Annotated in this window: 14 protein-coding genes and 2 pseudogenes; 9 read left to right on the top strand and 7 right to left on the bottom strand. The window is 65.4% G+C overall.

Annotated elements, in window-relative coordinates:
* Window positions 1-532: 532 nt before the first annotated feature.
* The 6 genes and pseudogenes from ACFQZZ_RS00695 to ACFQZZ_RS00670 all read left to right on the top strand — a co-directional run bounded on the left by ACFQZZ_RS00695 (window position 533) and on the right by ACFQZZ_RS00670 (window position 4,432).
* Window positions 533-1,090 carry a hypothetical protein gene (locus ACFQZZ_RS00695; protein ID WP_378672270.1) on the top strand — a complete coding sequence of 186 codons (558 nt, stop codon included), beginning with the start codon at window positions 533-535 and terminating at the stop codon, window positions 1,088-1,090.
* A 400-nt stretch (window positions 1,091-1,490) separates the two neighbouring features.
* Window positions 1,491-1,853: a hypothetical protein gene (locus ACFQZZ_RS00690; RefSeq protein WP_378672267.1), complete on the top strand. Its 363-nt coding sequence runs from the start codon at window positions 1,491-1,493 to the stop codon at window positions 1,851-1,853.
* A gap of 115 nt (window positions 1,854-1,968) precedes the next feature.
* Entirely contained in the window at window positions 1,969-2,328 is a 360-nt protein-coding gene (locus ACFQZZ_RS00685) for a hypothetical protein (RefSeq protein ID WP_378672264.1), read from the top strand.
* Window positions 2,329-2,461: 133 nt separating this feature from the next.
* Window positions 2,462-3,125, top strand: a pseudogene (locus ACFQZZ_RS00680) (ISL3 family transposase); the annotation flags it as partial.
* A gap of 140 nt (window positions 3,126-3,265) precedes the next feature.
* Window positions 3,266-3,895 carry a glyoxalase gene (locus tag ACFQZZ_RS00675; RefSeq protein ID WP_378672261.1) on the top strand — a complete coding sequence of 210 codons (630 nt, stop codon included), beginning with the start codon at window positions 3,266-3,268 and terminating at the stop codon, window positions 3,893-3,895.
* A 105-nt stretch (window positions 3,896-4,000) separates the two neighbouring features.
* Window positions 4,001-4,432: a YdeI/OmpD-associated family protein gene (locus tag ACFQZZ_RS00670; protein WP_378672258.1), complete on the top strand. Its 432-nt coding sequence runs from the start codon at window positions 4,001-4,003 to the stop codon at window positions 4,430-4,432.
* A 12-nt stretch (window positions 4,433-4,444) separates the two neighbouring features.
* Here ACFQZZ_RS00670 and ACFQZZ_RS00665 read toward each other — a convergent pair.
* From ACFQZZ_RS00665 to ACFQZZ_RS00655, 3 genes and pseudogenes are all read right to left on the bottom strand, one after another.
* A pseudogene (locus ACFQZZ_RS00665) lies at window positions 4,445-4,705 on the bottom strand (hypothetical protein); the annotation flags it as partial.
* Window positions 4,706-4,828: 123 nt separating this feature from the next.
* Window positions 4,829-5,440 carry a GNAT family N-acetyltransferase gene (locus ACFQZZ_RS00660; RefSeq protein ID WP_378672255.1) on the bottom strand — a complete coding sequence of 204 codons (612 nt, stop codon included), beginning with the start codon at window positions 5,438-5,440 and terminating at the stop codon, window positions 4,829-4,831.
* 123 nt (window positions 5,441-5,563) lie between these two features.
* Window positions 5,564-5,890 carry a helix-turn-helix domain-containing protein gene (locus ACFQZZ_RS00655; protein ID WP_378672253.1) on the bottom strand — a complete coding sequence of 109 codons (327 nt, stop codon included), beginning with the start codon at window positions 5,888-5,890 and terminating at the stop codon, window positions 5,564-5,566.
* Between the two features lie 297 nt (window positions 5,891-6,187).
* Here ACFQZZ_RS00655 and ACFQZZ_RS00650 point away from each other — a divergent pair, with 297 nt between their 5' ends.
* The 3 genes from ACFQZZ_RS00650 (at window position 6,188) to ACFQZZ_RS00640 (ending at window position 8,610) form a co-directional block, all read left to right on the top strand.
* Window positions 6,188-6,448 (top strand): hypothetical protein, encoded by a 261-nt coding sequence (locus tag ACFQZZ_RS00650; RefSeq protein ID WP_378672250.1) that lies wholly within the window; start codon window positions 6,188-6,190, stop codon window positions 6,446-6,448.
* Between the two features lie 461 nt (window positions 6,449-6,909).
* Window positions 6,910-7,251 (top strand): hypothetical protein, encoded by a 342-nt coding sequence (locus ACFQZZ_RS00645; RefSeq protein WP_378672247.1) that lies wholly within the window; start codon window positions 6,910-6,912, stop codon window positions 7,249-7,251.
* Between the two features lie 105 nt (window positions 7,252-7,356).
* Entirely contained in the window at window positions 7,357-8,610 is a 1,254-nt protein-coding gene (locus ACFQZZ_RS00640; RefSeq protein WP_378672244.1) for an FAD-dependent monooxygenase, read from the top strand.
* Window positions 8,611-8,941: 331 nt separating this feature from the next.
* Here the strand turns inward: ACFQZZ_RS00640 and ACFQZZ_RS00635 are convergent, their stop codons facing one another.
* The 4 genes from ACFQZZ_RS00635 to ACFQZZ_RS00620 all read right to left on the bottom strand — a co-directional run bounded on the left by ACFQZZ_RS00635 (window position 8,942) and on the right by ACFQZZ_RS00620 (window position 13,732).
* Window positions 8,942-9,829: an LLM class flavin-dependent oxidoreductase gene (locus ACFQZZ_RS00635; RefSeq protein WP_378672241.1), complete on the bottom strand. Its 888-nt coding sequence runs from the start codon at window positions 9,827-9,829 to the stop codon at window positions 8,942-8,944.
* Between the two features lie 651 nt (window positions 9,830-10,480).
* Complete coding sequence (locus ACFQZZ_RS00630) at window positions 10,481-11,266, bottom strand: hypothetical protein (RefSeq protein WP_378672238.1); 786 nt, start codon at window positions 11,264-11,266, stop codon at window positions 10,481-10,483.
* Between the two features lie 910 nt (window positions 11,267-12,176).
* Window positions 12,177-13,202, bottom strand: a complete 1,026-nt coding sequence (locus tag ACFQZZ_RS00625; RefSeq protein WP_378672235.1) for an Acg family FMN-binding oxidoreductase — start codon at window positions 13,200-13,202, stop codon at window positions 12,177-12,179.
* A gap of 260 nt (window positions 13,203-13,462) precedes the next feature.
* Window positions 13,463-13,732 carry a DUF6400 family protein gene (locus ACFQZZ_RS00620; protein WP_378672232.1) on the bottom strand — a complete coding sequence of 90 codons (270 nt, stop codon included), beginning with the start codon at window positions 13,730-13,732 and terminating at the stop codon, window positions 13,463-13,465.
* Window positions 13,733-13,968: the final 236 nt, after the last annotated feature.

Raw genomic sequence — 13,968 nt, 5'->3', positions numbered from 1 at the left:
ACCGATCGCCTCGGCGGTCCGGTTGAGCACGTCAGCGTAGGCACGCAACGTGTTCGTGCTGCCCGCAATTGGGCTACCACCGCCTGGGCATCCGATACGACCGCTACGCCAACCATTTCTGCGACTTCCTCGCCCTCGCAGCCACCCTCACCTGCTACCAGAAACTCGCGAAAGCGACCACGTAGACACGCTCTAAGTTTGTTCCAGCACAACGGTTTACGGGAGTCAGGGCCTGTTTCGAAGTAAAGGTGGGTGGCACTGCGACGCGGTGCCACCCACCCTTCGTTTCGGCGAAAGATGATGCCCGCGTTGGTATATAGGTGAGGTCGCCGGTAGCGCAATCGAGAAGAAGCTGGGTGGCGATCACCGGACGAGTTCGAAGTCGGCTACCATCACCCGGTTCCGGCTGGAACCTGAGAATCCGCCCTCCAGCAATGCGGGGGAACCTCAGGGCGAGTTCCTGCCGCATATCTTGCATTGACGTCCGGGGTCCTAGGTTGCGCGAGATTTGCGCCCCTGTCATCATCCTCGGGTGAAGATATCGAAAGTTGCGGTACTCGGTGCCGCTGCGGCGCTGTCCGTCGGAATCGCCGGCTGCAATTCCGACGAGAAATCGTCGTCCGCCACCACCTCGGTCGCGTCGACCAGCGTCGCGGCCTCGTCGCCCGCATCGATCGACTACACGAGCCTGCTCATCAAGCCGAGCGACATCGACGCCGGCTGGACATTGAAGACCACCAAGCCGGAGCAGGCTGGCATTACCGGCATTTTCGGCAACAGTGAGGCCACTGAGAAGATCAGTACGTCTATCACTGTGCGCGAGAATTCGGAGACCGCCGCTGCAGCCGTCGCGGCGGCAAAGGATGCCATGTCCCAGAAAGCCGGAGGCGCGGCCTTTTCTCCCGTCGACGTCGGTGTTGGCGGCGGCGTACTGAATGCCCCGGGTGGGACGACCGTCGTAGCTTTCGGTGAAGGCAGGGCCTTTGCGATCCTCGAATTCAACAGCAAAAACGGTGAACGTGTCCCGGCCGAAGTGGCAATCGAGATCGCGAAGAAACAGGACGCCGCCATCAAGGCGGGCGTGAAATAAGAGCAGCGATCCTTCGGTCTCGAGCACACCCTTCCTCACTCCGGCCGGGTCGGCCACGGGGTGAACCGACAGTTCCCACAGTGGAGCCGGACCCCGCCCGCGACCTAGGTTCTGTCTCGAAGCGGCTCGAGGTGAGGGGCACCGCATTGCGGTGCCCCTCACCTGGGTGTTTGTGGAACACGTTGTCCGCGTTGGTGTGTCGATCACCAGAATGCTGCAGGCCTTCGCCGCCGCGACCCGGCCGTCCAAGCCGAACCACCCAGCGAGACCGGCACCGAACCCGCTGATCATGCCCTGGGCCGATCCCGGCAAAGTGCACCTGGCCTGCGAACAAGGACTCAAACCCCCTGGCAATGCTGCTCACCGGTGGACAAGCCGGTGACAGCCCGCAGTCACCGCCGTGCTCGAGGCGATCGCGGTTCCTCGGCTCGGATACGGCCGCCCACGTACCCGCCCGGACCGGCTCCTGGCCGACAAAGCCTACTCATCCCGCGCCAACCGCGAATACCTGCGACAGCGCCGCATCCGCGCGACCATCGCGATCCCCGCCGACCAGGCCGCCCACCGCCGCAAACCGCGGCTCCGACGGTGGTCGGCCCCCGGAGTTCGACACCACCATTGCCGGGACCGCAACACCGTCGAACGCGGCATCAACCACCTCAAACAACACCAGGCAGTAGCCACCTGGTTCGACGAACTCGCCGTCCGATACCTGGCCACTCTCCATATCGCCGCCATCAACCATTGGCTCAGCGACCAGTGAGGACGGGTTCGCGCCCGCCCTCACGACTTCGAGACAGAACCTGGACCACCCACCCCACAGCATCTCCACACAACGTCCACGGAGTCCCCACGACCGCGAACTATCGTGAGTCGTCATGATCAAGATCCGCCCAATCCCCGCGGCGCTTCTCTACATCCTCGGCTCAATCCTCCTCGGCCCCACCATCTTCCTGGCCAGCTACCTCATCACCCCCGCAAACGGCGACTTCTGCGACGTAGGAGTCCACGGCTCCCGTGAACAACGCGACCGCGACTACACCCTGATCGACACGATCCAAACCACCGGCGCAATTGTCATGCTCCTGCTCGGCGCGCTCGCGCTCGCCTACTTGTGGCTCAACCTCCGAAGGATAGGCCCGCTCCCCATGGCGGTACTCAGCGCCGGGATCCTGATCATCGCGTCCGGCTACCTCCTGATCCTGAGCGCCGCGCAATACGGAAACCCGACCTGCTGACCGCAGTGCATCCCCCGACTCCAACCCCCGGAAAATGGGTTGCAGCGCCCCCCTCCCCCTCATCGTCGAATGGCTCAAATCATGGGTCTGTCCGGAAAACGGCTCTGGTGCACTTTCGGTGGCGGATGAGGCTCTGAGAAGGCACGATGCGACGGCGCGTGAGGTGAATGTTGTTGTTGGCGTGGCGTTTTCGGGATTGTCACCCCCGTTGTCGAGCGTGTTGTGGATGAGGGTGAACGGATCCTTGTGCTGACGCGAACGCCGGACGGGCCAGCGTCCTGTCCGGCTCGAGGTGCCGAGTCCGGCCGGGTGCACAGCTATCACGAACGAGCCCTCGCCGACGTTCCGGTCGATGGCCGGGCGGTTGTCGTGCGGGTGCGGGTTCGGCGGCGGTTCTGTCTAACACTCAACTGCTGCAACACATTTCGTGATGCCCGGTGTTGCGGAACGTTACCATCGGCGAACTGTTCGCCTGACCCGACAGTGCGGCCGGTGGTGTGGGAGCTGGCCGGGCGGCGGCAGCACGATTGCGGTCGCGGCTGGCGGTGGGGTTGTCGCGCCACACCGCCGTGCGGATCCTGCTGCGTATTCCCGCCCCGCAAGGCCGGTGCCGCGGGTGCTGAGCGTGGACGACTTCGCAGCGCGCCACCGAAACCGTTACGGCACAGTCCTGATCGATGCCGTCACGCATGAGCGGATCGACGTGCTACCCGACCGCAGATCCGAGACACTCGAGGCATGGCGCAGTGATCCTGGCTTCGGACCGGTGGCATTTGTGGCATGGGCTGGCGGCGACCGAACACACTGTCATGCCGATGAGCGCTCAAAGGCTTGGACTCGTCGGCGGGTTTACCGTGCTCCCACGGTCTCAGCTCAGTGGTGTGTTCCGTGGCCGGCACGGATGTGACCGACGTGGCCCGTGTCTAGCGTTATGAGCATGGAAATCAACGCGAACATCAGCACCGACATCAACGTTCACCTCGAGGTGGCCGATCCCCAGGCCACTGCCGCGGCCTACGACGCCGCGTTCGGACTGGGTGACCGGCTCGGGTTCCGGGCTTCGCCGGCGCCGACGACCGGTTTCCGTGGATTCATCTTGTCGCTGGTGGTGTCGCAGCCCTCCACCGTCGACAGCCTCGTCGGCACCGCGGTCGACGCCGGGTTCACCGTCCTCAAGCCCGCGAAGAAGAGCCTGTGGGGTTACAGCGCGGTGGTGCAGGCGCCGGAGGGCACGATCTGGAAGATCGCCACCTCGAAGAAGAAAGACGTGGGCCCGTTCACCCGCGAAATCGACGACCTGGTGTTGCTGATGGGCGTGACGGATGTGAAGGCCAGCAAGCAGTTCTATGTCGATCGCGGCTTGACGGCATCGAAGAGCTTCGGCGGCAAGTACGCCGAGTTCGCGAACTCGAGCTCGCCGGTCACCCTGGCGTTGTACCCACGCAAGGCTGCCGCCAAGGAGGCGGGGGTCTCCCAGGAAGGCAGCGGATCGCACCGCATCGTCATGGACAGCGGCATCGGTTCGTTCACCGACCCGGACGGGTTCGCGTGGGAGGCAACGGCCTGAGCGGGCTACATCCGACTTACGTCGTCCGCAGCGAGGCGCGGGTCGAGGAGATCATGGCGGAGGCCCAGAAGGCCGGCGCCCGCAGCAGAACAACAGGAGAAGATCATGAAGTTTCGGACCCACGTCGAGCCACCCGAGCCAATGCGGGGCCTGGAAGTTCCGCCCGAGGTGGTAGCAGCGTTCGGCGAGGGCGCGCGGCCGCCAGTGACGATCACGATCAACGGGCATTCCTGGAAGAGCCGGGTCGCCCTCATGCGCGGCCGCTACCTGCTCGGCCTCAGCAACGCCAACCGGCAGGCCGCCGGTGTCGCGATCGGCGACGAGGTCGAGGTCGAGCTGGAGCTCGACACCCAGCCGCGCGTCGTCGTCGAGCCCCCCGACTTCGCCCGAGCCCTGGACGACGACCCCGTCGCCCGCGCCGCATATGACAACCTTGCCTATAGCCGCAAGCGCGAGCACGTACACGCCATCGAGAGCGCGAAGAAGCCTGACACACGCCAACGGCGCATCGACAAGGCCATCGCCACCCTGCGGTAGGAGTCTGCGCGCGATCTCTAGAATCGAGAGCCCGCGTTCTCGCAGGGTGGCGATGCGTTGACGTTCGAGCAAGCTCAGGTATCGGTCCGAGCGGACGTCGTCGGAGATCCGCGAGGGAGGTAAGCCGCCGTTCTCGTGCCGCCACCGGTATCCGATCTTCCGGCCGATCCCGACACGCTTGGCGGCCTCGACCGGACCGACACCGGCCAGGATCAACTCCCAGTACTGCGCCTCCAATGCCAACCGGCGCTTGGCACCACGCTTCCCAACCACTCGCACACCCGTCTTCTAGCAGGAGTGTTGCGACAAGCTGTTGAACCCAAGCGGAATCAGAGGGTCAGTATTCAGCCGGACGCGACAATTGGTGCACGGGCGCGTAGACGCAGGCCCTGGCCCTCAGCCGCGGAACCACATGGGGATCAAGGTTGGACCTCCGTCGGGCAGCGTATGCGTCATGTTGTCGCGCACGAAACCACGGCGGGTGTACAGGCGGGCCGAGCGTTCGGTGCTCGCCTCCAGGAACGCGGGCACACCAGCGTCCGAGGCTGCCTTCAACCGGTCGGCGAGGATCGCACCGCCCGCACCGGAGCCGCGGCGCTGCGGCACGGTGGCGATCACCTGCAGATAGCGGTGCGGAAATTCGCGCGGGTGCTCCCTGGCAAGTAAGGCCGTCAGCGTGGTCAGCCGCTGGAACGGTCGCACGTCGGGTGCCGCGTCGGCCAGCGCCTGTGCCTCGGCCGCTTCCGCCAGCACCCGGTCAGCGGATATGACCGTCTGCCAGATCGATACCGCCCAGATCTCCGCGCCGGCAGCCGCGATCCACACTTCGTCATCGTGCAGGGCACGGTCGATCATGGCGGGCGCGTGCTCGGCGAGAAATATCTCGACAGGGTTGCCTTCCAGCACCCACGCGGTCCCTGCTTCGTCGAGCCATGCCGCACCGAACGCCTCCACGACCGCATCGCGGTCCGCCGAAGTCGCCTGTCGGACGATGAGCTCAGTTTCCATAATTCAACCCTTTCACGGTGACTGGTGTGCGTGATCGCCAATCCAGGCAAGCGATTCCTGATGCTGGTGTTGTCAGCGACGAGGGATCGTCGGCCCGATTCACTATCGGCCGACCGGCCCCGCTCAGTATTGGAAAAATGTTCCCCAAGTCTGGTGGCGGAGCTTCGAGAAGGGGGTGAGAGCCTCTCCCGACAGCGCCCCCGGCGTGCTGCCCGCGAAGCTCGACACATCCCGACAGAGGTGGGACTGATCGGTATAACCGCAGGCCACAGCGATGTCGGCAGCAGGTTGGCCCGCCAGTAGACCTTCGACCGCGTAACGGAATCGGACCATCATCGCGGCACGCTCAGGCGTCAGACCGATCTGGGACTCGAACCTCGCCCACGACCGCTTGCGGCTCCACCCGCATGACTCGGCCAGCTCGCCGTCGCTCGCGCGCTCCGCGTCCACATCCTGACCCGCATCACCGACAACACCGGCCTCACACTCCCGGCGGCGGACGCGGCCTGACAGACCCCGGTGTGGTCGGGCCGAACAAGTCGGATGACACGGACACCGCTCTCAAAATAGCAAGCGCAGAGTAACTTTCAGTATCTGACCTATGTGAATTGAGGGGACACTGTATGGGCGTTGGGCGTAGCACATCCTGGATTGCCCGCAACAAGCTTCGAGCATCCTGGATTGCCCACGATCAGATTGAAGCGTTCTGGACTGCCCGCCAACAGATTCGGGCAAATGCGTCAACGGGTGAGCAAACCCAGCAAAGCGATCGGCCGACGCATCGGGCAGGTCGGCCTATTCCCCGCGGTACTCAGCGCGCTATTCGTCGGCGTACTCGTCGCTTTCGCGGCGCATGATTTCCTACGCCGCATCACCCCCACCAGCGACACCAAAGCCGCTCCGATCGACGTCACCCGGGTCACCCTGACGGGAGCTTCCCTGCCGCCGCCGTCCACGGCTCATCTGAGCCGGAACTGCCGCCGTCGGCGCGGGCTGGGCGTGAAGTAGGGCGGTTCGCTGACCGACCGCAGCCGCGGAATGGACTGCTGGCGCGGTTCAGTCTGTTCCGGCCAAGGGGCAGGCTCGACGGCGGTGTCGAGGTAATCGGTTGGCGCGGGGCCCGGCCGGATGAAGTCGAAGGATCGGACGACGCACCCGCTCGCATCGGTGCCCCGTTCGGCGCAAGCCCCTGTGACTGTTGCTGTGGCGGATAGTGCGTTTTCGGCCGGCATGTTGGGTTGAGTCCAGTTGGTGATGGCCTTGGGTCAGCTCCGTCAACGCTCGTTCGTCGCACCCTTTTGCGACCGTCGCCACCGGGGTTCCTCCGCCACGGAGTACGCGGGCATCCTCGGATTGGGCAACGCTGGGGAATGTGGCGGGCGTTTTAGATGGGTCAACGTGGCGACTTCTAGAGTTCGGCGAAACCGCGTAGAATTCGAGCAGGTCGGGACAGCATTTGGAGCCCTATCATGACCGAGAGAAAGAAATCACACACGAAGTTCGCCCGGTTGGCGGCCGCTGCCGGTATAGCCGCAGTTGCCGCGATTCCGGTCGTCACAGCCGCGGCGCAAGCGCCTACCGCGCACGCAACGACGCCCACGTCTGTAACCCAACTCGTCGACAACCCCGGTTGGGGTCGCGGCGACGGTTGGGGTTGGGGTCACGGCGGCGGTTGGGGTTGGGGTCACGGCGGCGGTTGGGGTTGGGGTCACGGCGGCGGTTGGGGTTGGGGTCACGGCGGCGGTTGGGGTTGGGGCGGCTGGGGATGGAATCCCGGCTGGGGCGGCTGGGGTAGCTGGGGTAGCTTCTAGCGCCGGTAACCGAGCCCGGACACGCACAGCGTGCCGGGCTCGGTTGCATCGAGTACCGATCACGTGAAGCCAGGTTCAACCAACCGGGCTGGAGCTGGTGACGAGATGAAGATTGTGTGTATCGGTGGCGGGCCGGCCGGGTTGTACTTCGCTATTTCGATGAAGCGGCGCGATCCAGCCCATGACATCACGGTGATCGACCGCGATCCCCCTGGGTCCACCTATGGCTGGGGCGTCGTGTATTGGGACGACCTGCTCGACATTCTGTATCGGAATGACCCCGACAGCGCCCAGGCGGTGCGTGCCGGGTCGGTCCTATGGCGTGAACAGGCAATCCATGTGCGCGACGACCAGGTCGCACATTTCGGGGGCTACGGGTTCAGCATGGGGCGCGCGGCATTGCTCGACGTACTTTCCCGACGGGCGAGCGACCTGGGCGTCGATGTCCAGCACGGGCGAGAGGTCCACGATCTGTCCGGCCTCGACGACATCGATCTCATCGTCGCCTCCGACGGCGCGAACAGCCGGGTACGGCAGCTGGGTAATCATCGCTTCGGCACGTCCGTCACACTCGGCGAGAATCGATATATCTGGCTCGGTACGGACAAGGTCTTCACCCGATTTACCTTCGCCTTCGAACACACCTCGGCCGGTTGGATCTGGTTCCATGCCTACCCGTCGGTTGCCGAAAAAATCAGCACCTGCATCGTTGAGTGCCAACCGCAGACTTGGCATGGACTGGGATTCGATTCCCTGGACAACCTGGAGAACTTGCGTGTTCTGGAGAACATATTCACGCGCCTTCTCGATGGTCACTCGTTGATCAGCAAGACACAAGGCGAGTTCGCAAGGTGGAGCCGCTTTCCCGAGGTAACCAACAAGACCTGGTATCACGACAACGTGGTGCTGCTCGGCGATGCAGCGCACACGACGCACTTCACCATCGGTTCTGGCACTCGGTTGGCAATCGTCGACGCCGTCGTGCTCGCACAGAACCTGTATGAGCATGCCGAGGTCGCCGACGCACTGGAGAACTACGATGCGCAGCGGCGCGCTGCGCTGCGCCCGATACAGGCCGCCGCCCGTACCAGCATGATCTGGTTCGAACACGCCGACCGATATCTCGACCGCAGTGCCGTGCAGTTCGCCTACGCGATGGCGGCTCGGCACGGGTTACAAATGCCGTGGCGATATCAGCTACACCTGCTCACACAGGTACCCACTGTGCGCAAGATCCGGCGTGCCATCGACTCCGGACAGCGCTGGCGGCGGGCTGCCCGACGGGGAGAACTCGCGATGGCACTGCCCTCGCCACGACGCCCACCCGAACCGATCCCGACCGATCAGACGATGTTCTGATTCCCGCACAAGCCGGCCACCGGCACGCCACCGCCGCGCCGCGGCAACCACATCCGCACGCAACGTATCCAGCAGCCCGAACGGCGGGTGGTTGTCGGCTCCGGCAACGATCATGTTTCTCGTCCGGCCGCACGCGGTCGCCAGTTTGGATGAGGTCGATACCGCAAGCTGGGCGGCCTCGTCGTGGCCGGCTGCCCACTGGGTGCCGACAATATCGCTGCCAGCCATACCCGCGTCCGTGGTCAGCACCGCGACCAGCGGTGCTGGACGCAACCCCGCCACGGTGTGTCCAACGTAGGAAACCGAATGCGGGTGGGGGCACCTGTGATCGTCAGGCGCACAAGGCTCGGGTGGGAGGAACGACGTCACCGATCCAGCGGCGGAGTTGGGTATCGTCGGCGGATTCCGGCCAGTACACGAATGTGTCGAAGCCGGTCTCCATCGCGAGATCGACCAGAATGGAGGCCCAGCCAGCGGCGTCGGTGCGAATCGGTTCCTCGCCGCGCAGTGTGACCGGCCCCGGAGTGTCGGTGATCGTTCCGACGAGTTGTGCCATCCGGGTGATCTCGGCCGGGTTACGTCCCGCGTCGATCGCGGCGGCAGAGATGATGTCCTGTGTCGCTTGCCATTTCTCGTACGGTAGGTAGTGCGGGATGGGCGCGGCCCACCCGTCGGCGATACGCCCGGTGAGGGCGTTGGCCTTCGGGCCGACGCTGCCGAACCAGATCCCGACCGGATGCGCGGGCGCGGGTCCGGACTGCACGCCCTTCACGGTGTAGTGCGTGCCTTCGACTTTCGCCTTCGTCCCCGGCCGCCACATGGCCCGGATGATCGCGGTGGCCTCCTCGAGTGCCTGCAGCGCTTCGGGATTCGACCGCACTGGGCCGCCCATGGCGCCGATCGCGGGCCAGAACGCGCCCGCTCCCAAAGCGAGTTCGAATCGCCCGCCGCTGAGCAGATCCAAGGTCGCGCTCTGCTTCCCGAGCATCGCGGGCCCGCGCAACGGCAGGCTGGCCACATCCGGAAACACCCGCAGCCGTTCGGTTTCCGCCAGCACCGTGGCGATCACCGCGAACGTATCGGCCAGCCCGCCCGAGTACGGATGATCCTGGATGCCGAGCAGATCCAGGCCTTCCCGGTCCGCTACCTTGGCCATCGCGCGTAGCTGCGGCAGCTCGCTCACCGTCGGCGCCAACTGAATACCGAATCGTAGGTTCACACCGCGATCATGCCAGCCGCGTCAGCGCGCCTTCAGCCAGTCCCGACCTTATCGATGACCTCGGGGTCGACGTGTTGTGGGCGCCCGTAATCCGCCCGCATGGTCCGGTCCCCGGAAGAACATCTGATCCATTACCCTCCAGCTACACAAGACCACATAGGGGCGCTCGTCGTCGGCGCGGTGTCAGCGGTGATGCACAACCATGCGTGCCATCGCCACTCCGGTGGTGGTGTCGAGATTCGCGAGCACGAAGTTCGTTGTTCCCCAGATGGTGTCGAGATTCGCGATCAGAACCACCACCTCGACGCGCAGATCGAATCACTACAGTCCAAAGATGTCTGCGGATAGGCGGCCACGATATCGGGGTGCGCGGGAAGCGATGGCTCGCCGAGGGTTTCGCGCGCTATCGCAGTGGGCATGTTCGGCTGGGATTCCGGGTCGGGAGAGCTCCTATGGAAGGAGCAGTTGGCGAGTCCGGGCGGCGACCGTCGGTGCGACCGAGGTCATCCGGTAGTAACGCCGGCACGGTGCCCCATTGGACTCCCGCACCCCGGAGCGCTGGCGTTCAACTGGGGGTGCCGGTAGTAATCGCCGAAGAAACAACGGATATGGCGTAGCCGCTGGTGAGGGTGACGATAACCGGCCGCCCCCCTACCGGTTGTCCAGGTCCACGGGTTGGGTCGGTGCGCGGTTGGTCTTGAGGTACTCGTTGTTCAGGTAGACGACCTTGCGGGGGATGCGCTCGTTGCTCCAGCGGTCCGGCACGACCTTGGCGATCTCGGTGCGCACCAGGTGCAGTTCCTCGAGTTCCTTGAGCCCGCGCTGCCAGGTGTCGTCTTTGATCAGGTACTCGCCGCGATCGGAACCGTTGACGTGGGTGCCGGCGTGGTCGTCCTTGCCTGCCAGGATCAGGCGAAGGATCAGGTAGACGAACAACGCACGCGCGGAGATCACCGCGATCCAGCCGTGGGACCAGAACTCGAGCGGCACAGTGATGTACGGTGCCCGCCCGCGCGGCAAGTGGGTGACCTCGATCTTGTAGCCCTTGCCGGGTTCGCGCACGCGAGCGACCCAGCGCGTGTTCGCGGTGGGCCCGCTACCGGTCAGTCTGCGCATGGCGCGCTTGATCCGTTTGGTTCCGGCACCGGCGATCAAGCGGGTGTGGTCCTGCTCCTCGTATCCGAGCATTTCGGCCCAGTAGTGATCGGCGGCCCTGTCGTGCAGGTCGTGGGGTGCCGCGCAGGTGAGCAGCACCAAGGTGAGGTACAGCTTCATCGGGGCCTCGCCGCCCTCGAACATCTCCGACAGCGGGGTCCGGGTCTGATCCGGGTCCACCTTGCGCACGAACTGCCCCGGCAGCTGCACAGTGGATCGCCTGCCCGAGCGCTTGACCGCGTCGCGCAGGAGTCGGTCGGCGGTGACCGTTCGTGTACCCATTGCATCCCTTTCGAGAAGTGCCGGACCCGTTTGAGCGGACCACCGGTCTCCGGGATCAGGTGCTATAGGGGTCAAGGACTCGTGCTGCATCACCAGCTCAGAGCCCAATTCTTGGGGGCTTGGATGGGTATTGTCAACCGCTTATTCGGTATGTCGCATGTGCCCTAATAGTTCATTGGTCTATGCCGAAAGAGGTCTAAGGTCACCGCTGAAACGTCCCTCGGGGCCGGTTGTGAGGAGGGGTGCGATGGGCTGTGATGAACGCAGGACGCGACGACCTTGGCCGGGCTGCGCGTCCTGCGTCCGGTACCCGATTCCCCAGGAAGGAGGTGATGCTCGTGAAGCGTGGATTTCGATTGACCGTTCGGTGGACCCGGGGGTCCTTGTCGATCACGCTCGAGCCCTACTAGCTGAGGGAGGCCCTCGCTGCCCGTGCGGCGGGGGTCTCCCTCAGTGTGGACATCCGGGTGTCGTGACCGCAACCCCGCGCTCGCCGCGGGCGCGGCCACGACGCGCCGCGCGTAGGTGCGTGGGGGACGGCGGTACGCGCGCGAAGCAGACTGGCGCGCGGCCCGCCGTTCCAGGTGGGAGAAACCCAGCTGCGACCCTGACGTCTCACCCCACCGCACAGTCGGCGCCCGGGGCCGGTGGCGGGCGGGGGTGGTGGTGAACGGATCAGTGGCAGAATAGATTTCGCGCGCGAGAGCGGCAAACAGGTGCCCGCGATCCCCGCGCGCGGGCCAGCGCACCTCAGTCAGCCAACCCCGTAGCATCGTCAGCCTCACCAGCGGCTACGCCATATCCGTTGCTTCTTCGGCGACTACTACCGGGACCCCTTGTCGTGCGCGGCCGATAGCCGATTGCCTTGCCGAGCCAGAAATCTGCCGGTGCGCAGCACAGTGCCGGTCGGTCAGTGGTCGACGGATGCCGGGCGCGCTGGGCGGACGGTCAGGATTTCGGTGACCGGGCGGCGCGGGGTCGGTGGGGGTGATGTGGCATCGGTGGGTGCGGCCCCGACCCGGATGATGACCTGGGGTGTCCCTGCCTTGGTGAGCGTGGGTTCGATGGCGGTGACCGCGGCGGGTAGCTCGGTGATATGGGTCAGCGCGCAGGTGGCCAACCCGGCGGCGGTGCATTCGAGTAGGACCGCTGAGAGTGCTTCGCCGGTGTGTAGCCAGTCCGCGGGTGTGTTGCCGCCGGAGCTGAGGACCAGTAGCCGCGCTTGGTCGTCGAGGTCACCGCGGCGCTGGGAGTGCGGGGCGGCGGGGAAGCTGCGCGCGATCGGAACATGGGAGGCTTCGGCGTCGGAGGTCAGCGCCGTGCGGGGGACGCCCTCGGTGGTCGCGGTGTGTCCTGCCCACCACTGCAGTTCGGTTTGGTAGTCCATGTCGTAGTGGCGGCTGGCGCTGGCTTGCTGGGAGGCCGCGGCCAGCACGGGGCGGGCGTTGTCGTCGAGGACGTCGAGTTCGACATCATGTGGGCTGGTCAGCATGCGGACGGTGTGAACGATGGCGTCGAATCCCGGGGGCGGGGTCAACGGAAGCCGGTCGGTGCGGCGGTGTTCGATGACCTGCGCGCGGGTCCTCACGGCGGCCGGCGGGTCGGGCCAGGCACGGAATTTGATGCGGGCCAGCAGCTCGGGCCGGGCCGGTTCGGGCACCCGCACGGTATCGGTGTGCCAACCGTGGGCGGCCAAGGCGGTGCGCAAGTGGTGCAGCATCGCCCCACAGCTGATGACCAATTGCCGCCCTTGCGGATCGGCGGCGCCGAGCCGCCGGTCCTCGTCGCGGTAGAGCAGCAGTTCACTGCCATCGAATTCCCAGCGCCACGGCTGGGTGTTGTGCACCGAGGGAGCGCGGCTGGCCAGCTCGAGCGCCGCCACCACAGTGGCGATATCCGGCACCTGCGGTGTGGAAGACGCGTGGCTATCGGTCATGACTTCCAGTGTCCTCCTCCCCCTGGTCAGTCGTTCCAGATCCGCCACGCGGCTGCCGGAATCCGAATCGCCCCGGACGGGTGTCGGCCAATCCCGCCCACCTCGGATCACCGGTGATCATGTCCACCGTGTGCGCGGCGTCTTCGGTTCACCATCGACGTCACCTCGCCGGACGCGTGCACCGGCAATAGGGCACAGACTCTCCTCAACGCCACCGTCGAGCTGCAACAGACGCTGAGGATCCGCGCGCTGGCCATCGGCTACCAAGGACCCGATTTGGCAACCCCGGCGATATAGCGCGTCGCCCGATCCGGCAGGATCCCGGCCCGGACGAGTTCCTCGCAGATCCGCTGCTGCTCGTCGTCGAGATTCGAGTACAGCATGTCGTACGCCAGATCTTCCTCGGCGAGCACCGCGACCGGATCCCAGTCATCACCGAGCGCCGCGACGACCGCGCTGCGCGGTCGTGCCTCGTCCAGCGTGCGGTCGTAAGCAAAATTGTGCCCGCAGGCACGACCGACCGACGACACCTGCGCAGCCGATACAACGGATGATCCCGCAGCCCACGTATCAAATGCCCTCCGCGGCAGCCCAATCTATGCCGCAACAGCCGATGGCGGAGATGAGTCAGCAGCTTTGGAACCAAATGCCCTCCACTACAGGGCAATCCGTGCCGCGACAGCCGGTGTTCGCACAACCTGGTTTCGGGCGGCCCGGTGCCCGCGCAATCGGCCTACGGGCAGCAGATGCCAGCACAGCATGGACC

The organism is Nocardia sp. GCM10030253 (assembly GCF_042675075.1).
Lineage (GTDB): Bacteria > Actinomycetota > Actinomycetes > Mycobacteriales > Mycobacteriaceae > Nocardia.
Note: the sequence above shows the minus strand (reverse complement) of the source record. Positions and strands in the feature narration are given on the sequence as shown.

Bases quoted from the DNA above. Each gene is read 5' to 3' on its own strand.
- ACFQZZ_RS00645 (WP_378672247.1), top strand. From the start codon at position 6,910: ATGACCGAGAGAAAGAAATCACACACGAAGTTCGCCCGGTTGGCGGCC.
- ACFQZZ_RS00660 (WP_378672255.1), bottom strand. From the start codon at position 5,440: ATGGAAACTGAGCTCATCGTCCGACAGGCGACTTCGGCGGACCGCGAT.
- ACFQZZ_RS00685 (WP_378672264.1), top strand. From the start codon at position 1,969: ATGATCAAGATCCGCCCAATCCCCGCGGCGCTTCTCTACATCCTCGGC.
- ACFQZZ_RS00630 (WP_378672238.1), bottom strand. From the start codon at position 11,266: ATGGGTACACGAACGGTCACCGCCGACCGACTCCTGCGCGACGCGGTC.
- ACFQZZ_RS00670 (WP_378672258.1), top strand. From the start codon at position 4,001: ATGAAGTTTCGGACCCACGTCGAGCCACCCGAGCCAATGCGGGGCCTG.
- ACFQZZ_RS00640 (WP_378672244.1), top strand. From the start codon at position 7,357: ATGAAGATTGTGTGTATCGGTGGCGGGCCGGCCGGGTTGTACTTCGCT.
- ACFQZZ_RS00675 (WP_378672261.1), top strand. From the start codon at position 3,266: ATGGAAATCAACGCGAACATCAGCACCGACATCAACGTTCACCTCGAG.
- ACFQZZ_RS00625 (WP_378672235.1), bottom strand. From the start codon at position 13,202: ATGACCGATAGCCACGCGTCTTCCACACCGCAGGTGCCGGATATCGCC.